The 3,634-nt window shown below is 38.5% G+C and carries 2 protein-coding genes and 1 pseudogene; all 3 read right to left on the minus strand.

The features are described from left to right. Positions 1-81: pseudogene (locus NPX99_RS08410) on the minus strand (transglycosylase SLT domain-containing protein); the annotation flags it as partial. Next, on the minus strand, positions 78-2,117 hold the full coding sequence (locus NPX99_RS08415; protein WP_269031386.1) for a glycine zipper family protein: 2,040 nt from the start codon (positions 2,115-2,117) through the stop codon (positions 78-80). The pseudogene NPX99_RS08410 and the gene NPX99_RS08415, both read right to left, overlap by 4 nt. Next, on the minus strand, positions 2,118-3,512 hold the full coding sequence (locus NPX99_RS08420) for a hypothetical protein (protein ID WP_269031387.1): 1,395 nt from the start codon (positions 3,510-3,512) through the stop codon (positions 2,118-2,120). Between the last annotated feature and the right edge of the window lie 122 nt (positions 3,513-3,634).

A 3,634-nucleotide genomic window follows, 5' to 3' on the forward strand; every position in this document is an offset into this window, starting at 1 on the left:
GTACAAATAGCTTTCAGGCAAGCCATAACGTGATGCCGATTGACGTATCGCTTGTTCTATCAAAGGACTATAGCGGGTCATTTTGCGTACTCTATTGAAGCATTAGGACCTAATCCTTTTGTTATAGCTCTAGAAATAATTTTCATGCCGTCATCTGCTATGACTCCTGCTTTATGCCATTTCAAAGTACTTTGAATCAGTTTAGCAATTTCCTGTGGACTCATTTTTTCAACTCCGAAAGTTGCTAATTTCGCTATACCGCGCTCTATCTCTTGCCTTGCCTTAAGAATTTCTGATGAATTAGGATGGTAAAATATGTTTCGTGCTAATTTAAAGGCTTGTGTTGCTGTATCAGGGAAACTGTTTGGTGAACGAACGCCATCAAAAATATAAAATTCAGGATTTCCTGTAAATTCATCAAAGCCCTTCTTTGCCGCATCAGAATAGAATTTCTCTTGATCTACAGCCTTCTTAAAAGTAGCAAACCGTTTAGGTCCTATGATCCTTTTAAGGTTCTCAGATGCAGCATTCTTTCCTAAAACATTTATAAGTTCATTAAAGCCCGCATCCTGTTCATGTAATATACTGTGTAATTTATTTCTCACACCCATACGATAGGAATTATCGTTATGATATGTATTATTTTTATCTTTTAATATGCCTTTCAAACGATTTGCTTTGGCAGCATCCATCACTTCACTCTTTTCAAGGCTCTTGGAAAAAGCTTGCTGGCCTTTATCAAAGCTCTCTGCAAAGACTTTATATTTCTCAGCACTTGCACGTGCTGTTTTATACGTAGGTGAAATTTTGTCTGTTATTGCTACCAAGGCTTCTTTAATCGATTGATATTTAGAAAAATTTTGCATCTCACCATAATTTTTAGACTTGTTGATCCATTCATCAAGAACTTTTTTTGTTTCATCTAATAATTCCATCGTAGGCCTATAGTTGATATGTCTATAAGACTTGGAATTAAATCTCTTAGGGTTTGCTTTGCGCATGTGATCTTTTAAGTTTTTAGCTGCTTCATTAACAGCTTTTTTAAACGATTTATTTCCAAAAAGCTTATCAAGTTCTCGATAATATTGTTTACCTTTTATAGGAGTTGCCATCACCTCTCTATAAAGATGTCCATGTGCTTTTTCCGCACTCTCTTTAAGGGCTCTTTCAAAAGTATCCTTATGTTGATAAGGTGCAATTTTCTTATCCATAATATCATCAAGACGCTGGACAGAACCTCCTAATCTTTTCTCATGCGCTTGTGCCAAAATATTAGAAACATCTTTATTTGTTTGAGACGCTGCAAACAAAGCCTTTCGTAGTTTTGGATTAATATCTGTCAAAAACATGTCAGGTTCAGACCGAAGGCGCTCGATAATATCTGGAGCTTTATCATCGTAAAGCTCCCTAGCAACTCTTCTCAATACTTGGTTTGAAACTTGCTTATGAGCCGGATTAAAAAATCTCTCGACAAATGGATCGTCCTTTACAGCATTTCCTATACTACGACCTATCTTAGAAACCCCCATACCGACTAAAGAACCAACCGGTGCTAAAACAGCTCCACCAGCACCAGCAGCTAACGCAGAGTTCACCGTATCGTTGTATCCTTCTCCAGCACCAGAGCCATGCAAAGCTCCAGAACCTGCCCCTACAATCATTCCCTTACCAAGGCCTCCTAAGGTTGAACCTGCCCTCAAAAAATTCAGTCCAGGGATACCAAATGATGCCAATGTTGGTAATATCGAACCAGCAATATAAGCACCTGTAGACCAAATGGGATGTTTTTCTTGCAATGCTTTTTGGTAAGCGCGTTCCTTTGCTACCCTCCTGTTATAGGTCTCTTCTGCTTTTTTATCGCCACGCCAATAATCCGTAAAACCTGCTTCATTCGCCGCTTGTATCTCATCACTATAACCTGCCGTTAAACCAGATATCCCATGGGTTCTCAATGCATCCCAAACACCAAGATCTTTCTCATCAAAGGAAATATCATTTGATGTTTGTGGTTCTTTTCCTACCGATTTCTCATACTCATTCTTAGGGATACGACGAATAACCCTTATACCAGGACCAAAATTAGGATAGCCTTGATGAGAATTATTATGATGAACCATTTATCTATCCCTAACAATTTCGAAACTATCATGACCATATTGCACTATAGCTCTATTCCCAACAGGAAGATTTTTAATATCTTCTTTTCTGGACACAACAGGCAAATTACCTGACATTTTTTGAGGAGTTGTAGAAGCCGTCTCCGATGTAACTTTCATCACATTCTCTTCTGTCAATTTGGTGTGACGATCCTGTAGCAAAGACAACACATTTGATTTCATCTTGCCTAAAATCTCATGTATTTTTTCCAACCTAAACATCAACTCTTTGTGACCTAATTTATAGTCTATTTCTCCTAAGTAGCTCTTTAATATATCAAGTTCTTTTTCTGTAAGGTTTCCAAAACCAGAAGCACCATTACGTGAATACTGTCTCATTGTTTCTAAACGATCAATACCTATACGGTTTTTAATCGAATTAAGGAGTGATTTCATATCACGGTGTTGAGGAACATTGAAAAAAGCTAGCCAATCAGCTAAATTTCCCGTAGACCAATCACCATTTTCGTTTACGTAATCCATAAAACGTTTTATATCATCGAGCATATTACTGCTAATAGCTTCACTATTTTGAAGCTCTATCATTTGTCGTTTGCTATCCATTTCTTCTTTATAATTAAGAGCATTTCTACCACTCATCTTTTGCACAAAAAACGCATTAAGAGCATCACTATTCCCAGCCATAAACCGTGCTTCTTCTTCACTCATGCCCTGAGATTTCAGATACTCGACTGTTTGGTTAACCTGTTGTCTCTCTTTATCGCCTGCATTAAGATGTTTAACCCCACTTGCAAGCGCATCCCATCCTGAACCACCTTTAGATGCTGCCATACCAGCAAAAAGATCTTGAAGCTTCTTATAAGCATCCGATTGTACAAATTTCTCAAAACTACTCCGCGTATCAACTGGAGAAGGTTGTGTCTCGGGTATTGAAGCCGCCTCTGCCACAGGCGTAAGTGCTTGTCTATCAACCTCCTGTGCATTCAAAACAAGCGAATGATTACCAACACCAAAGGGTATTTCTGCTTCAGGAACCAAATAAGGCTCCTTCTTCTCATGATATACTCCATCTGGAACAATAGTTCCTATTTGAGAAGGCGAAAAAGAAACACTCCCAAATGGGGAAATAGAAATTGCACTAGGAGTAGCGGGACCTTGATACTTCTGCATCAATTGCTGTAGCATTTCCATTTTATCAATCGGTCTCTCACCAATTTTCGGAATAACCATTCCTAAAAGTTTACGACCATAGAGCATTTCACGCTTTTGACGTTCTCTTTCTTTCTCAACTCCAGCCCAGCTCTTTACTGCTGGCTTATATGGCAAAAGTGCACTAGGATATAGAAAACCTTCTGCTCCAATTCCAGACATTGTAAATAAAGGATCTTTTCTCATCTCTTTACCCCTATACACCTAATTTTTTGCCTAAAAACGCGCCAAAAGGTTTAGAAATTTCAGGGATTCCCATAAAACTTGTCCCAAGACCTGCAACTATCGCAAGATTCCGCCAAGGATTG

The organism is Bartonella sp. 220B, assembly GCF_026930205.1.
Lineage (GTDB): Bacteria > Pseudomonadota > Alphaproteobacteria > Rhizobiales > Rhizobiaceae > Bartonella.

Excerpts from the sequence above, each read along its gene's own strand:
- NPX99_RS08415 (WP_269031386.1), bottom strand. The coding sequence starts at position 2,117 with ATGGTTCATCATAATAATTCTCATCAAGGCTATCCTAATTTTGGTCCT.
- NPX99_RS08420 (WP_269031387.1), bottom strand. The coding sequence starts at position 3,512 with ATGAGAAAAGATCCTTTATTTACAATGTCTGGAATTGGAGCAGAAGGT.